Annotated in this window: 17 protein-coding genes and 1 pseudogene; 14 read left to right on the top strand and 4 right to left on the bottom strand. The window is 64.5% G+C overall.

The window, feature by feature from the left end:
- Positions 1–28: 28 nt before the first annotated feature.
- The 6 genes from V5F61_RS18970 (at position 29) to V5F61_RS18945 (ending at position 8851) form a co-directional block, all read left to right on the top strand.
- Positions 29–844 carry a hypothetical protein gene (locus tag V5F61_RS18970; protein WP_024350864.1) on the top strand — a complete coding sequence of 272 codons (816 nt, stop codon included), beginning with the start codon at positions 29–31 and terminating at the stop codon, positions 842–844.
- 7 nt (positions 845–851) lie between these two features.
- Positions 852–1649: a TIGR02391 family protein gene (locus tag V5F61_RS18965; RefSeq protein ID WP_024350863.1), complete on the top strand. Its 798-nt coding sequence runs from the start codon at positions 852–854 to the stop codon at positions 1647–1649.
- Positions 1646–3256, top strand: coding sequence for a hypothetical protein (locus V5F61_RS18960; RefSeq protein WP_088582613.1), 1611 nt, complete (start codon positions 1646–1648; stop codon positions 3254–3256). Before V5F61_RS18965 ends, V5F61_RS18960 begins: the two co-directional genes overlap by 4 nt.
- 138 nt (positions 3257–3394) lie before the next feature.
- A complete protein-coding gene (locus V5F61_RS18955; RefSeq protein WP_024350861.1) occupies positions 3395–4147 on the top strand; it encodes an ImuA family protein in 753 nt (250 codons plus the stop codon).
- Positions 4062–5582 carry a Y-family DNA polymerase gene (locus V5F61_RS18950; RefSeq protein WP_024350860.1) on the top strand — a complete coding sequence of 507 codons (1521 nt, stop codon included), beginning with the start codon at positions 4062–4064 and terminating at the stop codon, positions 5580–5582. The genes V5F61_RS18955 and V5F61_RS18950 overlap by 86 nt, the downstream gene beginning before the upstream one ends.
- Positions 5579–8851, top strand: a complete 3273-nt coding sequence (locus V5F61_RS18945; RefSeq protein ID WP_278985529.1) for an error-prone DNA polymerase — start codon at positions 5579–5581, stop codon at positions 8849–8851. Before V5F61_RS18950 ends, V5F61_RS18945 begins: the two co-directional genes overlap by 4 nt.
- 22 nt (positions 8852–8873) lie before the next feature.
- Here V5F61_RS18945 and V5F61_RS18940 read toward each other — a convergent pair whose 3' ends face one another.
- From V5F61_RS18940 to V5F61_RS18925, 4 genes are all read right to left on the bottom strand, one after another.
- Positions 8874–9578 carry a hypothetical protein gene (locus V5F61_RS18940; protein WP_024350858.1) on the bottom strand — a complete coding sequence of 235 codons (705 nt, stop codon included), beginning with the start codon at positions 9576–9578 and terminating at the stop codon, positions 8874–8876.
- On the bottom strand, positions 9578–10444 hold the full coding sequence (locus V5F61_RS18935; RefSeq protein ID WP_088582614.1) for a GIY-YIG nuclease family protein: 867 nt from the start codon (positions 10442–10444) through the stop codon (positions 9578–9580). Before V5F61_RS18935 ends, V5F61_RS18940 begins: the two co-directional genes overlap by 1 nt.
- Before the next feature lie 3 nt (positions 10445–10447).
- Positions 10448–10873 (bottom strand): hypothetical protein, encoded by a 426-nt coding sequence (locus V5F61_RS18930; RefSeq protein ID WP_024350856.1) that lies wholly within the window; start codon positions 10871–10873, stop codon positions 10448–10450.
- Positions 10874–11025: 152 nt separating this feature from the next.
- The gene (locus tag V5F61_RS18925; protein ID WP_081651914.1) at positions 11026–12870 is read right to left on the bottom strand and encodes a putative bifunctional diguanylate cyclase/phosphodiesterase; all 1845 of its coding nucleotides are present in this window, start codon (positions 12868–12870) and stop codon (positions 11026–11028) included.
- A 291-nt stretch (positions 12871–13161) separates the two neighbouring features.
- Here V5F61_RS18925 and V5F61_RS18920 point away from each other — a divergent pair, with 291 nt between their 5' ends.
- The 8 genes and pseudogenes from V5F61_RS18920 to V5F61_RS18885 all read left to right on the top strand — a co-directional run.
- Positions 13162–14121 (top strand): ArdC family protein, encoded by a 960-nt coding sequence (locus tag V5F61_RS18920; protein ID WP_024350854.1) that lies wholly within the window; start codon positions 13162–13164, stop codon positions 14119–14121.
- Complete coding sequence (locus tag V5F61_RS18915) at positions 14118–14447, top strand: DUF5983 family protein (RefSeq protein ID WP_024350853.1); 330 nt, start codon at positions 14118–14120, stop codon at positions 14445–14447. The genes V5F61_RS18920 and V5F61_RS18915 overlap by 4 nt, the downstream gene beginning before the upstream one ends.
- A 77-nt stretch (positions 14448–14524) precedes the next feature.
- Positions 14525–16651, top strand: a complete 2127-nt coding sequence (locus V5F61_RS18910) for a ParB/RepB/Spo0J family partition protein (protein ID WP_024350852.1) — start codon at positions 14525–14527, stop codon at positions 16649–16651.
- Positions 16652–16710: 59 nt separating this feature from the next.
- Entirely contained in the window at positions 16711–16929 is a 219-nt protein-coding gene (locus V5F61_RS18905) for a hypothetical protein (RefSeq protein ID WP_024350851.1), read from the top strand.
- Between the two features lie 68 nt (positions 16930–16997).
- Positions 16998–17411 (top strand): hypothetical protein, encoded by a 414-nt coding sequence (locus V5F61_RS18900; RefSeq protein ID WP_024350850.1) that lies wholly within the window; start codon positions 16998–17000, stop codon positions 17409–17411.
- Entirely contained in the window at positions 17408–17632 is a 225-nt protein-coding gene (locus V5F61_RS18895) for a DUF6117 family protein (RefSeq protein WP_024350849.1), read from the top strand. Before V5F61_RS18900 ends, V5F61_RS18895 begins: the two co-directional genes overlap by 4 nt.
- A 225-nt stretch (positions 17633–17857) precedes the next feature.
- Positions 17858–22180 (top strand): strawberry notch family protein, encoded by a 4323-nt coding sequence (locus V5F61_RS18890; protein ID WP_024350848.1) that lies wholly within the window; start codon positions 17858–17860, stop codon positions 22178–22180.
- Positions 22180–22362: pseudogene (locus V5F61_RS18885) on the top strand (DNA primase); the annotation flags it as partial. The gene V5F61_RS18890 and the pseudogene V5F61_RS18885, both read left to right, overlap by 1 nt.

Raw genomic sequence — 22362 nt, 5'->3', positions numbered from 1 at the left:
ACGATCGTGCCCATAGCGCGTCCCCAGCATGAGATCTGTGCCGTTCACCCGACCCACGCTGATCGCCGCCGTTGAGTTGCTGGAGCAACACAGCCAGGCACGGTTCAACCAGATGGTCCTCCGCCTCGGCCTGGAGGACGAGATTTCCACCAGCACCTCCCTCAGCGTCGCCAACAAGTGCGCCTTGCTAGGCCGGATCGTTGTGCAACGAGCCGAGGCCGTGCTCGACACGCTCGAAGGTAGCATGACCCTTGGCGAGGCGGTAATCCGGCAAGCCGCGCAGCTAGCGCAACAACACGCTACGCACGCTCTGCAAACGGCCTTCGCACGTGGCCTTGCGCGTGATGGATATGTTTTGACGTGGGACGACTACGGGCCGAACGCGTCCATCCGCGCGGCGCTGCCCGGCGACATCCACCTCCCCCAAACGGACGACGAGGTGCATCAGCTTCTCAAGTCATTCGGCTTCACAACTCCTCTCGGTCATCTCGAACAGGCGATCGAAGCGCATACCCGCGGCGATTGGGCGGCTTGCAACAGCCAGCTCCGGACCTTCCTGGAAAGTCTGTTCGACGACATCGCGCGCAACGTGCGACCACAGGAAGCGGGTCAACGGCCCAGCTCAGAAAACCGGCGCGCTTTGCTCGCTGAGATTGGCTTCCTTGCCACGGATCGCAACGAGTGGACCCAAGACGGCAAGAACTACGTCAACGGCCTCTTCAAAATGCTCCACACGGAGGGTTCGCATCCGGGCCTCTCGGATGAAGACCACAGCACCTTCCGCCTGCATGTCGTTCTTGTCACCGCCAGGACCTTCCTGCGGCGACTCGCCTATGGTCAGTGAGCCCGATATGGCGTTCTTTTCACAAGATCAGTTGGAAGCGATCGCCGGCGCGCTTGGCGACACTGCAGAAGGCCTGACCGGGCCGGAGATCGAGCACCTGCTTGGGTCGTGCAAGATTGCCGATCCGGGACCTATGACGAAGCGCGTCCGTATCTATAACGCCTTCGCAGGATGCCAGAATACCAAACGCAACCGCACCAATATCCTTGAGTTCATCCGGCTCGCCATGAAGCCGGCGCGTTACAGCCGCGAGCCGCACCGCTATGAGCCTATGCGGGCTCGCCTAAACCTAGCGTTGGCATTCGCAGGACTTGTGGTCGATGAGTCCGGCGAGCTGAAATCGGCGGATGTCGCCCAGACCCTACCTGAGGCTCAGCGGCGCGCGCGCGACTTGCGAGCAGACCTTGAAGGTCGCGGTGTGCACCCGGACGTCCTGAAATTCTGCCGCGCCGAGCTTCTCGCCGACAATTACTTTCATGCGGTGCAAGAAGCGGTCAAAAGCGTCGCTGATAAGATGCGATCGCGGACAGGGCTCTCCGATGACGGCGCTACGCTCGTCGATCGGACACTTGCCGGGAGTCCGCCGATGCTTGCGATCAACCCGCTATCCACCGCAAGCGAGCGGAGTGAGCAAAGCGGGTTCGCAAATCTGGTCCGTGGCACCTTCGGCATGTTCCGCAACCCCACTGCACATGAGGCGCGCATCCATTGGGCTATGTCCAAAGAAGATGCCGAAGACCTGCTCACAATCGTGTCGCTCATCCACCGCCGGCTCGATGCCGCCCATATGCCGGCGCGCACATGACCACGAAGGGCGCCGACGGCGGACAAGACGATGACCCCGAGCTGGAATCCGATCGGATCGGCCGCATCGGCGAGCGCCATTTTGAGCTGCTCTGCGAACGCGCCGGGCTCTTCTGCAACAAGAGTACCGTCGACATTATGGGCTGGGACTTCATCGTGGAGTTCCCAATGGGATCAGGCGGACAATCGTCGCTACCGCTCGATCGGCGCCAGACCAATGCCGCCCGGGTCCAACTGAAGTCGACGCTCGGCCGCACCGGAAACCGCATCCGACTCAGCCTGTCCGCCATTGATCGCCTCGCCAAGGATCCTCGGCCGGCGCTGGTCATCGTCTTCCGAATGCGGGCCGATGGTGAAATCCAGTCGGCTTACCTCGTCCATCTCATCGGCAACGAACTCGCCCGGGTGCTCAAGCGATTGCGATTGGCGGAGGCTCGAAAAGCGCACGACATCAATCATGTCGACATCAGCTATGACTATGAGAAAGTCGGACAGCGTTTCGAGCCGACCGCCGCCGGCCTCTCGTCGGCCTTGTCGGCCGCCTGCGGACAAGATCCAGGCGCCTATACCGCGAAGAAGCAGCGTCAGCTCGATGAACTCGGCTATGAGAACGGCCAGTTCGAAGCCGAGGCGCTACTCCAGATCGAGGGGCCGGAGCATTTCGCCAACCTGCTGCTCGGTCTTGCGCCCCTAAAACCGCACCGCTTGCGTGTCTACGATAGCCGCTTCGGCATCCGCCTTCCGTATCAAGGCACGCTATTTGACGACATCGAGGAACTTCGACTGACGCCGCCGTCGCTCGGATCATGCGAGATCGCGATCCGAGGCCCCGGGTTCGCGCAGGCGGCGCGGTTCGATGGCGAGATGTTCATCGGTCCGCCGATCCTCGAACCGCATGGACCCGAACTGCTCGTCCGCAGCCGGGACTTCATCATTCGGCTCACCCCTCCCGCGCTCAGGTTCGAAAGCGTCGGCTCCATCGACGATTTGGAATACACGCTCGAAGAGTGGGCGGAACTACTGCGCGGCCTGACGCTCATGGCATCCGAGCGATCGACGCTAACCATTTCTGGGAACAGCCGGATCCCCCCGATTACCTTCCCAGTCAATGAACCGCTCACAGGCCCATATCTCGACGAGGTGCCACTCATCTCGACCTTCGTGGATGGTTGGCTGCGCTTGCTAACCAACGCCGGCCTGCGCTCGACCGAGCGCTTCAAATTCGATGCGTTCTGGGCGGCCAATGACGCACGTATGGTTGTGGACATCCTGCTCAATCCTCGCCCGGACGCGCGATTCGAGTTCCAAAGCCTCGACGTCGAGGAGAGTGGGCCCCCACCCGCAGGCCTCTACTTCAACAGCATGTCATTCGCCGGTACGAGCATCAGCTTCAGCGCCAAGGTCTTCTTCGAGGAGACCGACGACGTCGAATGGCGGTATCGCTCAACGCGGTTTGAAGCTTTCGATGTTCGCCCGGTCGTCGACGACCTCGAGGAATATGGGCTCGATCAGGCTGCCGCCGCCGACCTAAAGCTCATCATCGACCCGCGCAACATCACCATGACGCCGCGTGCCGACGCTAACGGCGCCTTGCCCAAACAAGGCTGAACGGCCGCTATCAACAGCTTGAGGCGCGTGCGCCGCTGGTCCTTTGACGGCGCAGAATCGACCTTGACTCTCGCAGCTGAAATCTAGAACAAATAGGGAACATGATGACGAACCCCTATCCGGAGGTAAACTGGGAGCGTGCGGCCCGAGCCCGCCATAGAGTCTTTGCGCGCGCAGATCGAGAAGATCGAAGGCAGAAGCCGGCGTGCCAAATCGGTTCTCCCGTTTGGGATTGCCGACGTCGACTCACGACTCCCGGGTGGCGGGTTGGCGCTCGGCGCGCTGCATGAGATCGCCGGCGGTGGGAATGGCGCGGTCGATGGCGCCGCAGCAGCCTTGTTCAGCGCGGGCGTCGCGGCTCGAACCAAGGGCAAGATCCTCTGGTGTATCACCCGTCCGGACCTGTTCGCGCCGGCGATCGCTCAGGCAGGTCTTGCGTCCGATCGCGTAATCTATCTCGAAGCCGGTGATGACAAGACCGTGCTGGCCTGCATGGAGGAAGGGCTGCGCCATGGTGGCCTCGGGGCGGTTCTCGGTGAGGTGGCGCGGCTTTCCATGACAGCCTCGCGCCGCCTGCAGTTGGCGGCCGAGGGAAGCGGATCGATCGGGATCGCGCTGCGGCGTTGGCGACGACAGACCGAGGCCACTGATTTCGGCCAACCCACCGCCGCGATGACACGCTGGCGCGTGTCTATGGTGCCATCGACACCCCTACCTGTTCCGGGCGTAGGGCGTGCCCGCTGGCTGGTCGAACTGATCCGCGCACGCGCGGGCGAGAGTGCAGATTTCGAGTTGGAGGCGTGCGATGACACGGGTCGTCTCGCTCTTCCTGCCGAGTTGGTCCACCGACCGGCTCCGGCGGAAGGCTGGCGACGCGGCGCCTCCGGCTGAGGCGCCGCTCGTCCTGATTGGCCGGGAAGGAAACAGGCGGGTGGTGCTGGCGGCGAATGCCGCTGCAGTGGCCGCCAGCCTTCGCCCCGGCATGCCTGTGACCAAGGCTCAGGTTCTGGTGCCAGACCTCATCGTGCAAGATGCCGAGCCGGCAGCCGATGTGGAGGCACTTGACCGGCTAGCCACCTGGCTCCTGCGCTACGCGCCTGTCGTGGCCCCTGATTCTCCAGACGGGATCATCATCGACTCGACCGGAGCCGATCACCTTCACGGCGGCGAAACCGCCATGCTGGAGGGCCTGATCGGAAGGCTGGCCATGTCCGGCATCGCCGCTCGCGGCGCGATCGCCGACAGTTGGGGCGCGGCCCACGCCTTGGCCCGGTTTGCAGCCCGCCCGACGATGATCGCTCCTGAACGTCATGATGCATCGCTGTTGGAACCGCTTCCGCTGGCCGCGCTGCGTATCGACGCTTCGATCGTCGCGGCGCTGCGGACGCTCGGCTTCGAAACCATCGGCGATATCCTCGCGCAGCCGCGCGCGCCGCTCACCCTGCGCTTCGGTCCATCGATCGGCCGTCGTATCGATCAAGCGCTTGGCGACCTGTCAGAGCCGATCGATCCGGTTCGACCCGCCGACCTGATCGAAGTGCGCCGGTCGTTCGCGGAACCGATCGGCGCGGCGGAGACCATCGCCCGCTACATCGCCAAGCTCGTCGATCAGCTATGCGACCGCCTCGAGGCAGCTGGTCTCGGCGCACGACGCCTCGACCTCATCTGCCACCGTGTCGACAGTCGCTCACAGGCGGTCCGGGTTGGAATGGCGACGCCGGTCCGGGATGCAAAGCGCCTGACGCGCCTCCTATGCGACAAAATCGAGACGATCGAGCCCGGCTTCGGGATCGAGGTGATGACGCTTGCGGCCAGCGTCGCTGAGCCGATCGAGCGTCGGCAGACCGTCAGTTCGTTGATCGAGGAGAGTGTGCCGGACGTCTCGGACCTGATCGATACGCTTATGAACCGGGTGGGTGAGCAGGCGCTCTATCGGCTGGCGCCGGTTGCGAGCGACGTTCCGGAACGCTCCGTTGGCCGCATTCCGGCGATGGCCGCCGATACGGGCGCAGCATGGCCCGGCCATTGGCCGCGCCCCTCGCGTCTGCTGGCCCATCCGGAGCAGGTCGAGACTGTAGCGCTCTTGCCTGATCATCCGCCCGTTTCATTCACCTGGCGCGGCGTGCGTCGCCGACTGCGCCGGGGTGATGGACCGGAGCGCGTGTTCGGAGAGTGGTGGAAACGCGACGCCGAATTGGTCGCCGTCCGAGACTATTTTCGGGTCGAGGACGACGCCGGCGAACGCTACTGGCTTTATCGTGCCGGTGACGGCGAAGACACGGCGACGGGGTCGCACCGCTGGTTCATCCACGGGGTCTTCGGATGAGCTCACCTCGCTACGTCGAACTGCAGGTCGCCTCACACTTCAGCTTCCTGCGCGGCGCGTCCTCCTGCGAGGAACTGTTTGCGCAAGCGGCCTTGGCTGGGATCGAGGCCGTCGCCATCGTCGATCGGAATTCGCTCGCCGGCGTCGTCCGTGCTCATGAAGCGGCCAAGACGACCGGCGTTCGCCTGATTGTCGGTTGCCGGCTCGACCTCGCCGATGGCACATCCGTGCTGGTCTATCCAACGGATCGATCCGCTTATTCGCGCCTTTGCCGGCTTCTATCCCTCGGTAAGAAACGAGGCGGCAAGGCCAAGTGCATTCTCGAATGGCCTGATGTTGTCGCCTACGGCGACGGCCTGATCGTCGCGCTCGTACCCGACCTGGCGGATGACGAGTGCGAGTTCCGGCTGCGGCGATTGCGGGACGCTTTCGGCGACAGAGCCTATCTCGCGCTCACCTTGCGCCGCCGGCCAAACGATCAGCTCCGACTGCATGAGCTTTCGAACATGGCCACACAGATGCGCGTGCCCACCGTGGTGACGAACGACGTCCTCTTCCACGAGCCGGCCCGGCGGATCCTGCAGGACGTAGTCACATGCATCCGGCACAACGTCACGATCGATACGCTTGGCGATCGGCGAGAGCGACATGCCGATCGCTACATCAAGCCGCCGGACGAAATGCATCGTCTGTTCAGCCGCTATCCCGAGGCCCTTGCCCGGACGCTGCAGATCGCGGACCGCTGCCGCTTCAGCCTCGACGAGCTTGCCTACCAGTATCCGGAAGAGCGCGACGATCCCGCACTCACGCCCCAGCAGACGTTGGCGAAGCTCACCTGGGAGGGCGCGACTGAACGCTATCCCGAGGGCGTACCCGAGAGCGTGACCGCCGCCCTCCAGCATGAGTTGCGGTTGATCGAGAAGCTGGACTACGCGCCTTATTTCCTGACCGTGAACTCCATCGTTCGCTTCGCGCGGTCAAAGGACATTCTGTGTCAGGGTCGTGGGTCGGCCGCCAACTCCGCCGTCTGTTACGTTCTTGGCATCACTTCGATCGATCCTGGCCGCAACGACCTGCTGTTCGAGCGTTTCATCTCCGAGGAACGGCGCGAGCCGCCCGACATCGACGTCGATTTCGAACATGAGCGGCGCGAAATCGTCATGCAATGGGTGTTCGAGACCTATGGCCGGGAGCATGCCGCGCTGTGCTCGACCGTCATCCGGTATCGCACCAAGGGTGCGTTGCGGGACGTCGGCAAGGCGCTCGGACTGCCCGAAGACCTGATCGGCACGCTGTCGTCGCAGGTGTGGGCGTGGTCAGAGGAAGGCGTCGAGAAGCGCCACGTCGAGGAGTTGAATCTCAACCTCGCAGACCGGCGCCTTCGGATGACGCTCGATCTTGCCCGGCAACTGATGGGCGCTCCGCGCCACCTCAGCCAGCACCCTGGCGGCTTCGTGCTCACCCATGACCGCCTCGACGATCTCGTGCCGATCGAGCCCGCGTCGATGGTCGATCGTCAGGTCATCGAATGGGACAAGGACGATATCGACGCTCTCAAGTTCATGAAGGTCGACGTCCTGGCGCTCGGCATGTTGACCTGCATTAAGAAGGGGCTCGATCTGCTCGCCGAGCACAAGGGCGTAAACCTCGATCTGGCGACCATCCCTGCGGAGGATCCACGCACCTATGCGATGATCCGGAGGGCCGATACGCTCGGCACCTTCCAGATCGAAAGCCGCGCGCAGATGTCCATGCTGCCGCGCCTGAAACCGCGGACCTATTATGACCTCGTCGTTCAGGTCGCCATCGTTCGGCCTGGGCCGATCCAAGGCGACATGGTTCACCCTTATCTTCGGCGCCGCGAGGGGCTGGAGCCCGTCCACTATCCAAAGGCGGAGCTCGAGAAGGTTCTGGGCAAGACGCTCGGCGTTCCCCTGTTCCAGGAGCAGGCGATGCGCGTCGCGATCGAATGCGCCGGGTTCACGCCCGGGGAAGCCGACATGCTGCGCAAGTCGATGGCGACCTTCAAGTTCACCGGGGGTGTATCGCATTTCCGGGACAAGCTGATCGCCGGCATGGTGGCCAATGGCTACGACGCTGCCTTCGCCGAGCAGACCTTCAAGCAACTCGAAGGCTTCGGCTCTTACGGCTTTCCGGAAAGCCACGCAGCCTCTTTTGCGCTTATCGCCTACGCGTCGGCCTGGCTGAAGTGCTGGCACCCCGACGTTTTCTGCGCAGCGCTCCTGAACAGCCAGCCCATGGGGTTCTACGCGCCGGCCCAGATCGTGCGTGATGCGCGAGATCATGGCATCGAGGTGCGACCGGTGTGCGCCAATGCGTCCCGTTGGGACTGCACGCTCGAGCCGATCGATGATGACGGCCGATTTGCTGTTCGGCTCGGTCTGCGCATGGTCAAGGGTCTGGCGAACGCCCATGGCGCGGCGATCGTCGCTGCCCGGGCGGGACATCCCTTCATGTCGGTGGACGATCTCTGGCGCCGAGCTGGCGTGCCCGTGGGCGCGTTGACGCACATCGCTGAGGCAGACGGTTTCCGGCCGCCCTTTGGTCTTGCTCGTCGGGAAGCGCTCTGGGCGATCAAAGCCCTTCGGGATGCGCCATTGCCGCTCTTTGCTGCGGCCTCGGCCCGCGAAACGGAAATCGTGCCCGAGATTGCCGAACCGGCCATCGTCCTCCGACCCATGACGGCCGGTGGCGATGTCGTCGAAGACTACCGCCACGTCAGCCTCTCTCTACGGGATCACCCCGTATCCTTCCTAAGGCACGACCTGCGGCGACGCCGAATGGTCACCTGCCTCGAAGCTATGGAGGCGCGTGACGGCCGGTGGCTCGAAGCGGCCGGCATCGTGCTGGTCCGACAGCGGCCAGGGTCTGCCAAGGGCGTCATGTTCATAACGCTAGAAGACGAAAGCGGCATTGCGAACCTCGTGATCTGGCCAAAGGTCTTCGAGCAGAACCGTCGCACGATCCTGTCCGCGGGTATGATCGCGGTGCGCGGTCGCGTGCAGCGCGAGGGTGAAGTGGTCCATCTCGTCGCCCAGCGGCTCACGGACCTCTCCGCCGATCTGGCGAGCGTCGGCGATCGAGAGACCGCCTTCCCGTTACCGCATGGTCGCGGCGACGAGTTTCACCATGGCTCGCCGACGCCCGATCCACGTGGCTTGCCGCCCCGGACCGTCCGGCCGCGCGACATTTTCATCCCAGACCTCCATCTGGACACGATCAAGGTGAGGACGAGAGACTTTCGTTGAGCGCAGACTTGGCACTGAGTCGTCAATCTCTGGCCTTCGCGGCCACCGTCCGAGCTCGCCACTCCCATACGGCTTCGTCGTTCCGATGCACCCAGTCAGCCAACTTCTCCACCTCGTCGATGGCCGCCATCAGCTTTTCCCGACTGACTTCGATCGTGAGGCGTCGCCATCCCCCCAGGTCCTCCTCGTCGACAGGCTCTGCGGGATTCGTGAAGAACGGGTTCGGATGCTTCTCGACCGTTCGTTCATTGTGCGTGGTTTGGAACGAGACGAAATCCTGGCCATGGGCGAAGTCGTTACGGGCCAGGATCACCTGTTCGATGACGTCGAACCTGACGGGGCACATGCTGAACGTCTCGCCCATCACATGCTCGATGATCTGGCGATAGGCCTCGACCTTCCCTAGTTTGAACAAGGCTACACGTTCTTTCGGGTCAACAAAGGCGATGCCGATCTCGCGCTCAAGCTCGGCGAAGTAGAGGCTCAACGTATCGGCGAGCAGCGATACCGCGAGCATCCCGACCAGTTCGCGAGTTTGGTCCGCCTGCATCCATTCGGCGAGGAACGGTGGCTCCGGGTCGTCGGTTTCCGGATTGAAGTAAGGTGGCTCCCATGGCCGGACCTCTTCCTCGATATCCCGCTTCAACTGCTCGAAGGGCACGCGGCCTTTGTCATAGAACAGCCGGATGATGTCGGTGCGTTGCCGCATCCAGTAGGACAGATCCATCAGTCCTCCTGGACGATGTCGAGAAAGGCGCGAGCCCAAACCGATTGCAAATCGGCTTGGGCGCAATGCACGCGCTCAAAGCCCTTGCGCTTCGCATCCAGCAACGTGAGGACGCGTTGCTCCATCTTGTAGGCGGCTTCGCGGTTCTTCATCCGCTGTCGGAATTTCACAGTCCATTGCTCCAGTCCGCCGAGTTCAATGGGAATGTGCTGATTTACGGCGGCGCAGCGTTCGTCGATGTCGTCGGCCCACCCGATCTTCCAAACGTTGCGGCTGCCAAACTGCAATGCATAAGCCCAGGCCTCGCCGTCCGTGCCTGAGCGATCGACGTTATAGCTGGCATCGGTGGGGCGCGGACCGGTGGTGTTCCTAAGCGCGTCATTCAGGCGCCGCATCCGTGCGAGGGCCGGCAGCGGGGGCAAATCGATCTCAACGGCGTTCAGTGCGAGGACAGCGGCGACATCGGCTGGATCGTCGATCTCCTCCACGCCTGCGGTTGCAACCATCGTCAGTTGTCGAGACAACAGCTGGGTCAAGACTGGCGCGGGTTCGAACTGCCAGACGCGAGTGGTCGCGACGGCATGCGGAAACTTGAAGTTGCCGGCAGCGTCGAAGTCCCTCGGATCAAGCGCCTCGCGCTCGACGAGATCGAGCGTGCGCAAGGGCTCGAATCCTATCTCAGCCATCCCCAGGATGCGGCCCTGATGCTCCGGTGCGGTCCGCTCCGTCTGTGTTCCCACGAACACCAGCCGGTCGCCGCGCTTTGCTAGGGTCAGCAGCCGCCCGAGATTGCCTTTGACGCCGAAGGTCGCAAGAGGCAGCCGCGCGAAGCCAAAACCCCATACTCTCGTGGCGAAGAGCTTCATCCGCTATTCCGCCACTGCCGCCGAGCGAATTTTACGCAGGGTCCCGGTGGTCGGCACCCTTACAGCAAACCAGTCAGTCGTCATGGCGTCTGCTTGTTCCTGCTGCCACGTCCGCCCGCGGCGCGTGACGACATGATCTCCGGGTGCGTTGAGCCGATCATTGATGACGATGCAGTTCAGTGCCGGCAGGTCATTGGCCACACAAATGTCGCCGACCACTCCAAGTTGCCGATTGAGCGTGATACCGGCCCGGCGATCCATCCCCATGGCCTCGGCAAGATCGCCGTAGGTGATGACGGTCGGGCGACGCGGATTGCGCGTGGACGACATGACCGTAGACACCAGGATCAGCCAGACCTGCTGAGCCCTGACATGAACGGGATCTCCGGTCTTGAAGTAGCGAAGGGGTGGGGCAAGATCATCGGGCATCGCGCTCTCCTGCATTGATCGTGCAAAATTGCACGCCGGAGGCGGTATTGCAAGAGACGTGTCGTTTCGATCGACCAAGGCGGCGAGAGCTCGCCGCAACCCTCTTTTCAGGAGTTACGCTTCTGCGGGAATACGTGTTTCTGGCGCGCCTCTTACGCCACCGAAGTACGGCGCTTCGAAACGCGCTCATTCGGACGAGACAATGTTTGATTGGCATAGAGAGGAGACGTTCCGGCGCCGGACGCTGCATGCCGGTAGAGCAAAGTGCTCGTCGCATCGTGATCGGCGGGGTATGCGAATGCGTAGCCCTGACCAAGCGCACAGCCCATCGCCCAAAGCTGACTCGCCTGAACCTCGGTCTCAATGCCAACCGCGACCACGGCCACGCCGAGACGGCGGGCGATCTCGATTAGCCCTTCCACGATGATGGTGCTCGGATCGTCAGGCCACAGCCGGGCGACGAATGCCCTGTCGATCTTGATGATATCGACCGGCACATTCACCAGATGCGTCAGCGAGGCGTAGCCCGTGCCGAAGTCGTCAAGGGCTACGCGCACCCCGGCCGCACGCAACACCTCGATCTCCCGCGCTACGACGCGATCATTCCGCCCGAGATAGACGTCCTCGCTTATCTCCAACACGATCTTGTTCAGCCCGATGCCGGCTTTGGAGAAGGTCTCGGAGACCTTCTTGGCGAGGCTGCCCGTGTAGAAATCCGCTGTCGACACGTTCAGGCTGACCTGCTCGACGAGCAGTCCCGCGTTTTGCCAATGACCTACGTCGGCAGCGACGATCGCCATCATGCGGGCCGTCAACTCGGAGGCGACATGAGCGTCAGTCGTTGCTTCGTGGAAAGAGCCGGCAGGAAGAAGATCGCCGCTTCGCGATCGCAGTCGGCACAGGGCTTCGAGCCCCACGATGAGGCCGGTGTCCAGCCTCAGGATCGGCTGGTAGTGCGCCTCGATACGATCCTCGGCCGAGGCTTCCGAGACATCCCGGATCGCGGCGCGCCGGCTCGTAATCCGTGAGCCGATGCCAGGCCAGTAGCGAACGAAGCCGCCACGGCCCGTCTCCTTCGCATGGTAGAGCGCGAAGTCGGCCGCTTCTCCGACGCTCGTCGCTGTGCGTTCGGTCTTGCTCAACGTCGCGCCGCCGATGGTCGCGCGAGGTACAACGGTGTGTCCGTCGCAGTCCGCCGCCACCTCGAGCTCGTCGAAGACGCGTTCGGCCGCAGCATTCAGGTCGGCGACATTTGCCGGCTGCTGGAGGATGACCGCGAATTCGTCGCCTCCTATCCGATAGGTGACGTCCGGCGCCATCGCGCGAGCGATACGCGCCGACGCGGCACGGATCAGAGCGTCGCCCGCCAGATGGCCGAACGTGTCGTTGACGATCTTGAGGTTGTCGAGGTCGATGATGAACAGTGCCCACGACCCGACATCGTCGCAGCGAAGCTGAGTCATCGCGCCGTTATAGGCTGCCCTGTTGGCCAAGCCCGTCAGTGCATCGACATTCGCTCGACGGTCCCGATCGAGCGTACTCTCGTGTCTGCGGAAGGCCGTCTCGCAGAGTTCCACGCAAGCTTCAGCCACCTCTCGCTCGACATCTGCGACCTGACGCGCACCGTGAAAATAGAGGTTCATCACCGCTAGCGTGTCGCCTGCCGCCCCAAGCACAGGCAGTGACCAACACGCCGATACACCAAGCCCGTGAACGATCGCCGCACTATGGGAGGCGCGAGGGTCGGACGCGAGATCCTCCAGGAGCACTGGCTGGCGTAAAGACGCGGCTCTCCCGGGTACATCGGTGTCGGCGCCGATCGCAACCCCGTCATGCGCCTGGCTGTAGGCCTCCGGGAAGCTCGGTGCCGCTAACGGCCGCATCATGCCCGTTCGATCGATGGCGAACACCGAACAGAGCACACCGGGCCATGTCTTTTCGACCCGCAAGCAAAGTTGCCGCATCGTGTCGAAGAGCGGCTCACCGTTCGCGATCATCCGTAGAATTTCGTTTTGAAAGCGCAGCAACGACGGGTCACCCAGGAACACACTTCGCCAAGGCTGACGGTAATCGGAGTTCGCTTAACGGCTGACCTCTGAACACGATAAACATTTCATTATCCTTCAAGGGGGGAAGGCTTTCCCCTACGGCCGAGCCCAAGGTCTCTGCCGACCCCTTCTGGGGGGAGACCCCGCAACGCCCCCCCGAGAGTGAGAGTGCGGACCGGATTGCCGTGACGGGTTGAGAGCTGGGAGAGAGGCTTCCGGCGCCCGTCGCGGAGATCCGCGATGTCCAGACGAACTGCTTTGCCACGTCCAGGCCAGAACCGGGCGAGCCTTTACGACGAGATCACCGATAAGATCGTCGCCGAGTTGGAGGCCGGTCGCGTGCCTTGGGTCCAGCCGTGGGGAACGACGGCCGCAAAGGCCCCGCTTGCCATGCCGAGAAACGCCGCCACCGGCCGGCACTATTCGGGGATCAATATCCTGATCCTTTGGGGCGCCGTGGTCGAACACGGCTTTCCGGGCCAGAGCTGGCTCACCTTCCGTCAAGCACTGTCGCTTGGCGGCAATGTCCGCAAGGGCGCGCGCGGCACGACCGTCGTCTATGCGGACCGCTTCACGCCGGAGGACGAAAAGCGCCGCGCCCGCGAGAGCGGTGACGACGCGCAGGCGATCCCGTTCCTTAAGCGCTTCACCGTGTTCAACGCAGCCCAGTGCGAAGGACTGCCGGAAGACGTCGCGATCGATGCGCCCCCGCCGCCGCAAGGGATGATCGAACCACAGGTCGAAGCGCTGATCCGCGCCTCAGGCATAGACTTTCGCATCGCAGGTGATCGGGCGTTCTACGTGCCTGCGCTCGACTATGTGCAGGTCCCTCCGCCACAAGCCTACTTCGAGCCGATCAACTGGCACCGCACGGCCCTGCATGAACTCGGACACGCGACGGGTCACTCGAGCCGAGTAGGCCGCGACCTGACCGGCGGCTTCGGCACCAAGAAATACGCATTCGAGGAACTGGTCGCCGAGATGAACGCGGCCTTCTGCTGCGCTTCGCTCGGCATCGTGCCCACCGTCCGCCACGCCGACTATATCGGCTCGTGGCTGCAGGTCCTGCGCGAGGACAACCGCGCCATCGTTCGGGCCGCAAGTCAGGCGAGCAAGGCGGCCGACTGGCTGCTGGCCCATGCGCCTGAGGGCGCTGCCCACGTCGTCACCGCAGATGAGCTTGAAAGGAGGGTGGCATGAGCAAGGTCTCGTACCCGCTTCGGGTCTTCTTCGATTGCTCGACCGCTCACCTGTCGGAGGCGTCGAGCACCTATCTGAATGTTCACGCCGCTCAGGGCGACGAGCTTGTCGCGGCGACGCCATACGGCTGGTTTATCTGGGTCGGAGAAGGCGACCGCGATAGTCTCCCTGCCGATCTTGTGAGGATCACCGAATACGCGCGGCGCCTCGGCGCGGAATACATCCTGTTCGACCGAGATGCGCCTGAGGATGAGGGGCTTGCCAAATTCCTTGATCGCGCCGCTGTCCTTCCGGCGTCTCACCGGGCGCACCCAGAAATAGAGTGAGAGGGAGGACGGGGTTTCCGTGACGGGTTGGAGGTCGAGAGAGAGGCTCTCGGCCGCCCGTCGCGGAGTACATCCCGATGGCTGTTGCAGCTCAAAAGATCGTCCTATCGCCCTCGCGCGACATCCCCTTCAACAAGCTGGTCCTGAGCCAGTCGAACGTCCGACGCATCAAGGCCGGTGTCTCGATCGAAGACCTAGCGGCCTCGATCGCCCGGCGCGGCCTGATCCAGAGTATCAGCGTCTTCCCCGTCGTCGATGCCGAAGGCAACGAGACCGGCATGTTCGAGGTGCCGGCCGGCGGACGCCGGTTCCGGGCGCTGGAACTGCTGGTGAAGCAGAAGCGCCTCGCCAAGGTGTCGCCTGTGCCGTGCGTAGTGCGCGAGCGCGACAGCGCGATCCTCGCGGAAGAAGTCTCGCTCGCCGAGAACATCGAGCGCGCGCCGCTCCATCCCCTCGACCAGTATCGCGCCTTCCAGGACATGCGCGACAAGGGCATGACCGAGGGGGAGATCGCCGCAGCCTTCTTCGTGCAGGCCCAGGTCGTCAAGCAGCGGCTGCGGCTCGCTTCGGCGTCGCCCGCGCTGCTCGAGATTTATGCCGAAGACGGCATGACGCTGGAGCAACTCATGGCCTTCACAGTGTCGAGCGATCACGCCCGTCAGGAGCAGGTCTGGGACGCGATCAAGGACGCCTGGTCGAAGGAGCCTTATCAGATCCGGCGCATGCTGACCGAGACAACCGTCCGCGCCTCGGACAAGCGCGCGGTTTTCGTGGGCATCGAGACCTATGAGGCGGCGGGCGGCGTCGTCATGCGCGATCTCTTCCAGTCCGATGATGGCGGCTGGCTGCAGGACGCGAGGCTGCTCGACCGCCTGGTCGCCGAAAAGCTCAGGGCTACTGCCGAGACGATCGCCGGCGAAGGCTGGAAGTGGATCGAGGTCGCTGTCAGCTTTCCCTACGACACGACGCGCGGCCTGCGGGAATTGCAGGGCGAGCCGCTCGACCTTTCGGCCGAGGAGCAGGCGACCATCGAGGCGCTCAATGCCGAGTATCAGAAGCTCGAAGCCGAGTATGAAGGCGCCGACGAACTGCCGGACGAGGTAGACCAGCGCCTCGGCGAGATCGAGACGGCACTAGCCGCCTTCGAGACCCGGCCGGTGCGCTACGAGGCGGACGATATCCCTCGCGCGGGCGTCTTCATCAGCATCGCCCATGACGGCAGCGTCGCCATCGACCGTGGCTACGTGCGGGCGGAGGATGACGCGCCGATCGATCCCGAGGTCGAGACCGGCGTGGACGCCGACGGCGATCCGGCCGAGCCGTCGGTGCAGAGGGCGGTCATTACCATCGGCGGCCAGCCTGCCGAGCCCGAGGACGACGAGGATGACGGCGTCATCAAGCCGCTGCCGGAGCGTCTGGTGATCGAGCTGACGGCCTATCGCACGCTCGCGCTGCGCAACGCCGTCGCGGAGAACCCGCACGTCGCCATGACGGCGCTCCTCCACAAGCTCGTCTCGGACACCTTCATGACCCGCATGTATACGGGCGCCATGGAAGCCGGGGTGAAGCACGTCTTCTTCCCGGCCCAGGACGATGCGCTGAAGGACAGCCCGTCCGCCCGTGCGGTGCAGGACCGCCACGCCGCCTGGGCGGGTGATATCCCGAAGGACGATGCTGCCCTATGGGACTGGCTCGCCGACCTGGATGAGCCCAGCCGCATGGCTCTTCTCGCGCATTGCGTCAGCTACGGCGTGAATGCGCTCTATGAGCGGCCGAACCCGCACAGTGGCAGCGGTGTATCCCAGCATACCCTCGACATGAGGCTTTCGCAGGCCGACCGCCTGACGATGGCGACAGGCCTCGATCTGGTCGAGGTCGGCTGGCGGCCGACCTTCGGCAACTACCTGAACCGGGTGACAAAGCCCCGCATCCTGCAGGCGGTCCGCGAGGGCGCCGGCGAGCAGGCCGCGCAACTCATCGACCATCTGAAGAAGGGCGACATGGCGAAGGAGGCCGAGCGCCTGCTGGCGGACACCGGCTGGCTGCCGGAACCGCTTCGCGTGGTCACCGAGGTCGAGGCGTCGACGGCGGAAACCCAGACCAGCGGCGAGGATGACAGCGCAGCGCTGCCTGACTTCCTCGCGGGCGATGACGAGGAGGCCGCCGGCGAAGACGATGAACGCCACCTCGTCGCGGCCGAATGATCGTGCAGGCGGGGCGGCTTCGGCCGCTCCGCCGATTCCCCCAATCGAGGAGCTACGTCATGTCGCAATCCAGCCCGCCGCCCCGGCGCGTCGTCTTCCAATATCTCGTTCCCGTGCAGGTCGAGGTCGAGGACGGGCTCGTCGCCTGCGTCACGGTCATCGACGAGACGCCAGTCCGCGATCCCGCCATCGTCGAGGGCGATCCCGCCTATCTCAGCGAGGCGGTGCAGGCCGCCGACGACGGTCAAGACTGGCCGTCCTGGCGGTTCGGCTACTAGCCGGACAATCTTTCGATCCTTTCCGAGCCCGGCCTAGCGCCGGGCTCTTTTCGTTTCTGGAGCCTGCCATGACCGATTTTCTGACCCGCTTTTCCTGCCTGCTCGACGTTGGCACTGCCGCCAACGCGGCGCGCGCTTTCGAGATCTACGCAACGCTGATGGCCGAGAACGCCCGAGAGGATCCGCCGGCCGAGCCGTTCCTGCTCTCCCTTTCGCCCGAATACGGATCGGCTCGCCTGTGGCTGCGCGATCCTGGCAGCGCCGACCAGCAACTCGCGATCACCTTCGTGACGCGCTGCGCCGAGGCCTTCGGCCTGACTGGACGTTGGGGATTCCAGTGGGCGAATGTTGCCTCGGCTCCCGTCATCGACGGCTTCGCCGGCGGCGCCCACCTGCTCGATCTCTCGACCGGCCGTACGCTTGAATGGATCAGCACCGGGCGCTGGCTCGCCGACCGGCTTTCCGAGGGAGGCGCGCGATGAGCATTCCCGACCATGCCCGCGCCAATTTCGAGACGCTGCTGCACGCCGCGACCAGCGGCGACCTGGCGTTGATGGAATGCACCGAGATTGCGACGGGCGAGGTTCGCTACGTCATCTGCGCCGTTGGACGTGACGCCAGCGACTATGTTCTTACACCATTCGGCCATCTCGCCGATGGCAACCCATTTGAGCTCTACCGCCCGCCCGATGCCCCGACCTGAGGCGGGCGCTCGAATAGATCCGCGACGATAGTGCGATCCTTAGCCGGGAGCGGCGCATCGCCCGCCGGCATGACGCAACTGTCGAAGGCGAGCTTGCCGCAAGCCGGAGCGATGGCCGCTGCCCGCGTCAGAGTGAGAGGTCGGCCGGGACGGGGTTGAGCCCGTCCGGTCGAGAGAAAGCGCCGGCCCGGCTCGCCCGTCTCCCGCTCTTTCGAGGTATCCTCCATGCTCCACGCTCCCGTCTCTGGTGCCGCTCCGGCGGTCTTGCTTCCGCTCGCACCGAACGCGCCGCCGGCGGCCGCCATTCTCGCCGCCGCCGGCCATCTCCTTCCTCATCTCGAACAGGGCCGCGCGATCGATGCCGCGATACTGCGCTCGGCCATGGAACAGGCCTTCGGCGCGTCCGACGCTAGCGGCGCCTGGGACTGGAAAACGGCCTATGACGCCTGCGAAGCGGCAACCGTCCTCTTCATGCGCAAATACGGAAAGCCGCTTTTCCGCAAAGCCGCGTCTCCGGCCGCACGGCTCTCCGCGCTCGGCAAGATCGCCGGGCTGCTGCCGACGCACACGCGCCGGTCTGAGGAGGCCCAGGCGCGTCAGCAGTTCTCGACGCCGACGCCGCTCGGTCTCGCGGCCTTGACCGCCGCAGCGCTCACGCCCGCCGACCGGGTGCTGGAGCCCTCAGCCGGCACGGGCCTGCTCGCGATCCTTGCCGAGATTGCCGGGTCCGATCTCATCCTCAATGAACTGGCCGAGACCCGCGCCGATCTTCTTGCCTCTCTCTTTCCGGCCAATGCGATCACGCGTTTCGACGCCGCGCAGATCGACGATCATCTCGACCGCACCGCCATTCCCAGCGTCATCATCATGAACCCGCCGTTCTCGGTTATGGCGAATGTCTCCGGACGCGTCGCCGACGCCGCCTATCGCCATATCGCTTCCGCTCTGGCGCGGCTTGCGCCAGGCGGCCGGTTGGTCGCGATCACCGGCGCGAATTTCTCGCCCGAGCTGCCGGCCTGGCGCGACCACTTCGCCCGGCTGCAGGAGCGCGGCCGCGTCGTGTTCACTGCGGCGATCGCGGGCTCTGTCTATGCCAAGCAAGGCACGACCATCGAAACCCGCCTGACCGTCATCGACAAGGCGCCGGCCGAGGATGATGCACGCTTCCCGGCATCTCTCGGCATCGCGCCCGACGTGGCGACGCTTCTCGCTTGGATCGAACGCGACTTGCCCCCGCGCATTCCGGTCGCGCTGCCAAAGATCTCCCCGGATACGGCGCCGCGCACCGTTCGCGGCTATCTCGCCAAGGCCGCAGCATCCACGGACGGCCGGCCCACGGCTGAGATCGAAGGCCTGCCGCTTGACTATCAGACCGTGGAGCGGATGCCTCTTGAAGATGGCCGACTGTCGGACTCGATCTATGAGGCCTATGCGCTCCAGTCGGTCCGCATCCCGGAGGCGCAGCCCCATCCCACCAAATTGGTACAGTCGGCCGCCATGGCGTCGGTCGCGCCGCCGAAGCCGAGCTATCGCCCGACGCTTCCAGCCGCGATCGTCACCGGGGGCGTTCTGTCCGACGCCCAGCTCGAGACAGTGATCTATGCCGGCGAAGCTCACAGCGAACACCTCGCAGGCGCCTGGATTGTGGACGAGACCGGCGATCTCGTCACCGCCGCGCCGGACGACGCTCCAAGCGCCGTCCGCTTCCGCCGGGGCTTCATGCTCGGCGACGGCACCGGCGCCGGCAAGGGCCGTCAGTCCGCCGGCATCATCCTCGACAACTGGCTGCAGGGTCGCCGCAAGGCAGTATGGATCTCGAAGTCCGACAAGCTGCTCGAAGACGCTCAACGCGACTGGTCGGCGCTCGGTATGGAGCGCTTGTTGGTCACGCCGCTATCCCGTTTCCCTCAGGGCACGCGGATCCGTCTCAGCGAAGGCGTCCTTTTCACCACCTATTCCACGCTACGGTCCGACGACCGTGGCGAGAAGCTTTCGCGCGTCAAACAGATCGTCGAATGGTTGGGCTCCGACTTCGATGGAGTCATCATTTTCGACGAGTCGCACGCAATGCAGAACGCCGGCGGCGGCAAGGGAGAACGGGGCGATGTCGCGCCCTCACAGCAGGGCCGTGCCGGGCTGCGGCTGCAGCACGCGCTGCCGGACGCGCGTGTCGTCTACGTTTCTGCCACCGGCGCGACCACAGTCCACAATCTCGCTTACGCCCAGCGGCTCGGGCTGTGGGGCGGTGACGATTTTCCCTTCGCCAACCGCGCCGAGTTCGTGGAGGCCGTCGACAATGGCGGTGTCGCGGCCATGGAGGTGCTTGCCCGCGACCTGCGCGCGCTCGGCCTCTACACGGCCCGGTCGCTCTCCTATGACGGCGTTGAATACGAACTGGTCGAGCACCAGCTTACGCCCGAGCAAGCCCGCATCTACGATGCGTATGCCGGCGCCTTCGCCATCATCCATAACCATCTCGACGCCGCGATGCAGGCCGCCAACATCACCGGCGATAGCGGCACCCTGAACCGTCAGGCGAAGTCGGCCGCGCGTTCTGCATTCGAAAGCGCCAAGCAGCGGTTCTTCGGTCATCTGCTGACCAGCATGAAGACCCCGACGCTGATCCGCTCGATCGAGCAGGACCTGGCCGACGGGCACAGCGCCGTCATTCAGATCGTCTCGACCGGCGAGGCACTGATGGAGCGCCGACTGGCCGAGATTCCGACCGAGGAATGGAACGACGTGCGTGTCGACATCACGCCGCGGGAATATGTCCTCGACTATCTCGCCCATTCCTTCCCGGTGCAGCTCTACGAGCCGTTCTCCGACAGCGAGGGCAATCTGTCGTCGCGGCCAGTCTTCCGGGACGGTCAGCCCGTCGAGAGCAGGGAGGCCGTCGCCCGCCGTGACGAGCTGATCGAACGGCTCGCGTCGCTAGAACCCGTTCCCGGCGCCCTCGACCAGATCGTCCAGCGCTTTGGCTCCGATGTCGTCGCCGAGGTCACCGGCCGTTCACGGCGCGTTGTGCGCAAGGGCGATCGCCTTGCCGTCGAGAATCGGGCGGGCTCGGCCAATCTCGCCGAGGCCGCCGCCTTCATGGACGACCAGAAGCGCATCCTGGTCTTCTCGGATGCGGGCGGTACGGGGCGCAGCTATCACGCCGATCTTGGCGCGAAGAACCAGCGCCTGCGTATCCACTATCTGCTGGAGCCGGGCTGGAAGGCCGATGCGGCGATCCAGGGTCTCGGTCGGACCAACAGGACCAATCAAGCTCAACCGCCGCTCTTCCGCCCGATCGCCACTGACGTGAAGGCTGAGAAGCGCTTCCTCTCCACGATCGCGCGTAGGCTCGATACACTCGGCGCGATCACGCGTGGGCAGCGCCAGACCGGCGGACAGGGTCTCTTCCGGCCAGAGGACAATCTCGAAAGCCCCTATGCGCGCGGTGCGCTGCGCCAGCTCTATCTGCTGCTCGTGCGTGGCAAGGTCGAGAACTGCTCGCTCGACCGCTTTGAGTCCGCCACCGGTCTCAAGCTCACGGATGACAACGGCATCAAGGACGAGCTGCCGCCGATCACGACCTTCCTCAACCGTCTGCTCGCGCTGACCATCGACCTGCAGGGCGTGCTTTTTACGGCGTTTGAGCAGCTCCTGACGGCGAAAGTCGACGGGGCGGTTCGCAGTGGAGTCTATGACGTCGGACTCGAAACGCTGCAGGCCGAGAGCTTCATCGTCACCGGCAGCGAGGTGATCCATACGCACCCGGGCACCGGCGCGGAAACTCGGCTTCTCACCATCACCCGCCGGGAGCGCAATCGACCGACGAGCCTCGCCGACGCGCTCGATCATCTCTCCGATCCGCGCGCACGGCTCCTGGTCAATGGTCGCTCCGGCCGCGCCGCCGTGCAGATTTCCGCACCATCGATGATGCTCGACGATGGCGAGATCGAGCGCCGCGTCTGCCTGGTCCGGCCGATGGAGCAGCACTATGCGCCGCTGCGCATGATGGGTGAGAGCCAGTGGGAGGAAGCCGATCGCGCCGCCTTCGCCGCCGCGTGGTGGGCTGAGTTGAATGACGTGCCGGAGTTTTCCGACAGCACGATCCACATTGTCGCCGGCCTGTTGTTGCCGATCTGGAAGCGGCTGCCAAACGAGTCGACGCGGGTCTACCGGCTCCAGACCGATGGCGGCGAGCGCATCATCGGCCGCCGCGTCTCGCCCGCCTGGGCGGCAAACGCCGTCACCACGGGCGCAACATCGCTGACCCCTGAGCAGGCCTTCACCGCTCTGATGGACGGCACGACGATCCTCGATCTCGCTGACGGCCTTCAGCTTCGGCGCGCCCGCGTCATGAATGCCCAGCGCCTGGAGCTGACCGGCTTCACCGAGGCGATGCGGGACCGGCTGCGCACCTACGGCCTGTTCAGCGAGATCATCTCGTGGAAGCTCCGCTTTTTCGTGCCGGCCGACGCCGCCGGACCGGGCGTCCTCGCCAAGGTGCTCGATACATATCCCGTGGCGCGCATCTCCGAGCGGGAGGCCGCGTGATGGCACGTCAAGACGCTTCCGATCTCGCGCACAGTCTCGGCCGGCAGGCCGAGGCGGTGTGCCGGCATTATCTTTCCAGCGGTCGCCGCGAGGGCAACTACTGGCTCGTGGGCGATGCGCGCAACACACCCGGCCGCTCGATGTATGTCCGGCTCAAGGACACGCCGAAAGGTCCCGCCGGC

Origin of the sequence: Xanthobacter sediminis, from assembly GCF_043195015.1 — a bacterium.
In the GTDB taxonomy this organism is placed as follows: Bacteria; Pseudomonadota; Alphaproteobacteria; order Rhizobiales; family Xanthobacteraceae; genus Xanthobacter.
This window is presented reverse-complemented; position numbering and strand designations above follow the sequence as displayed.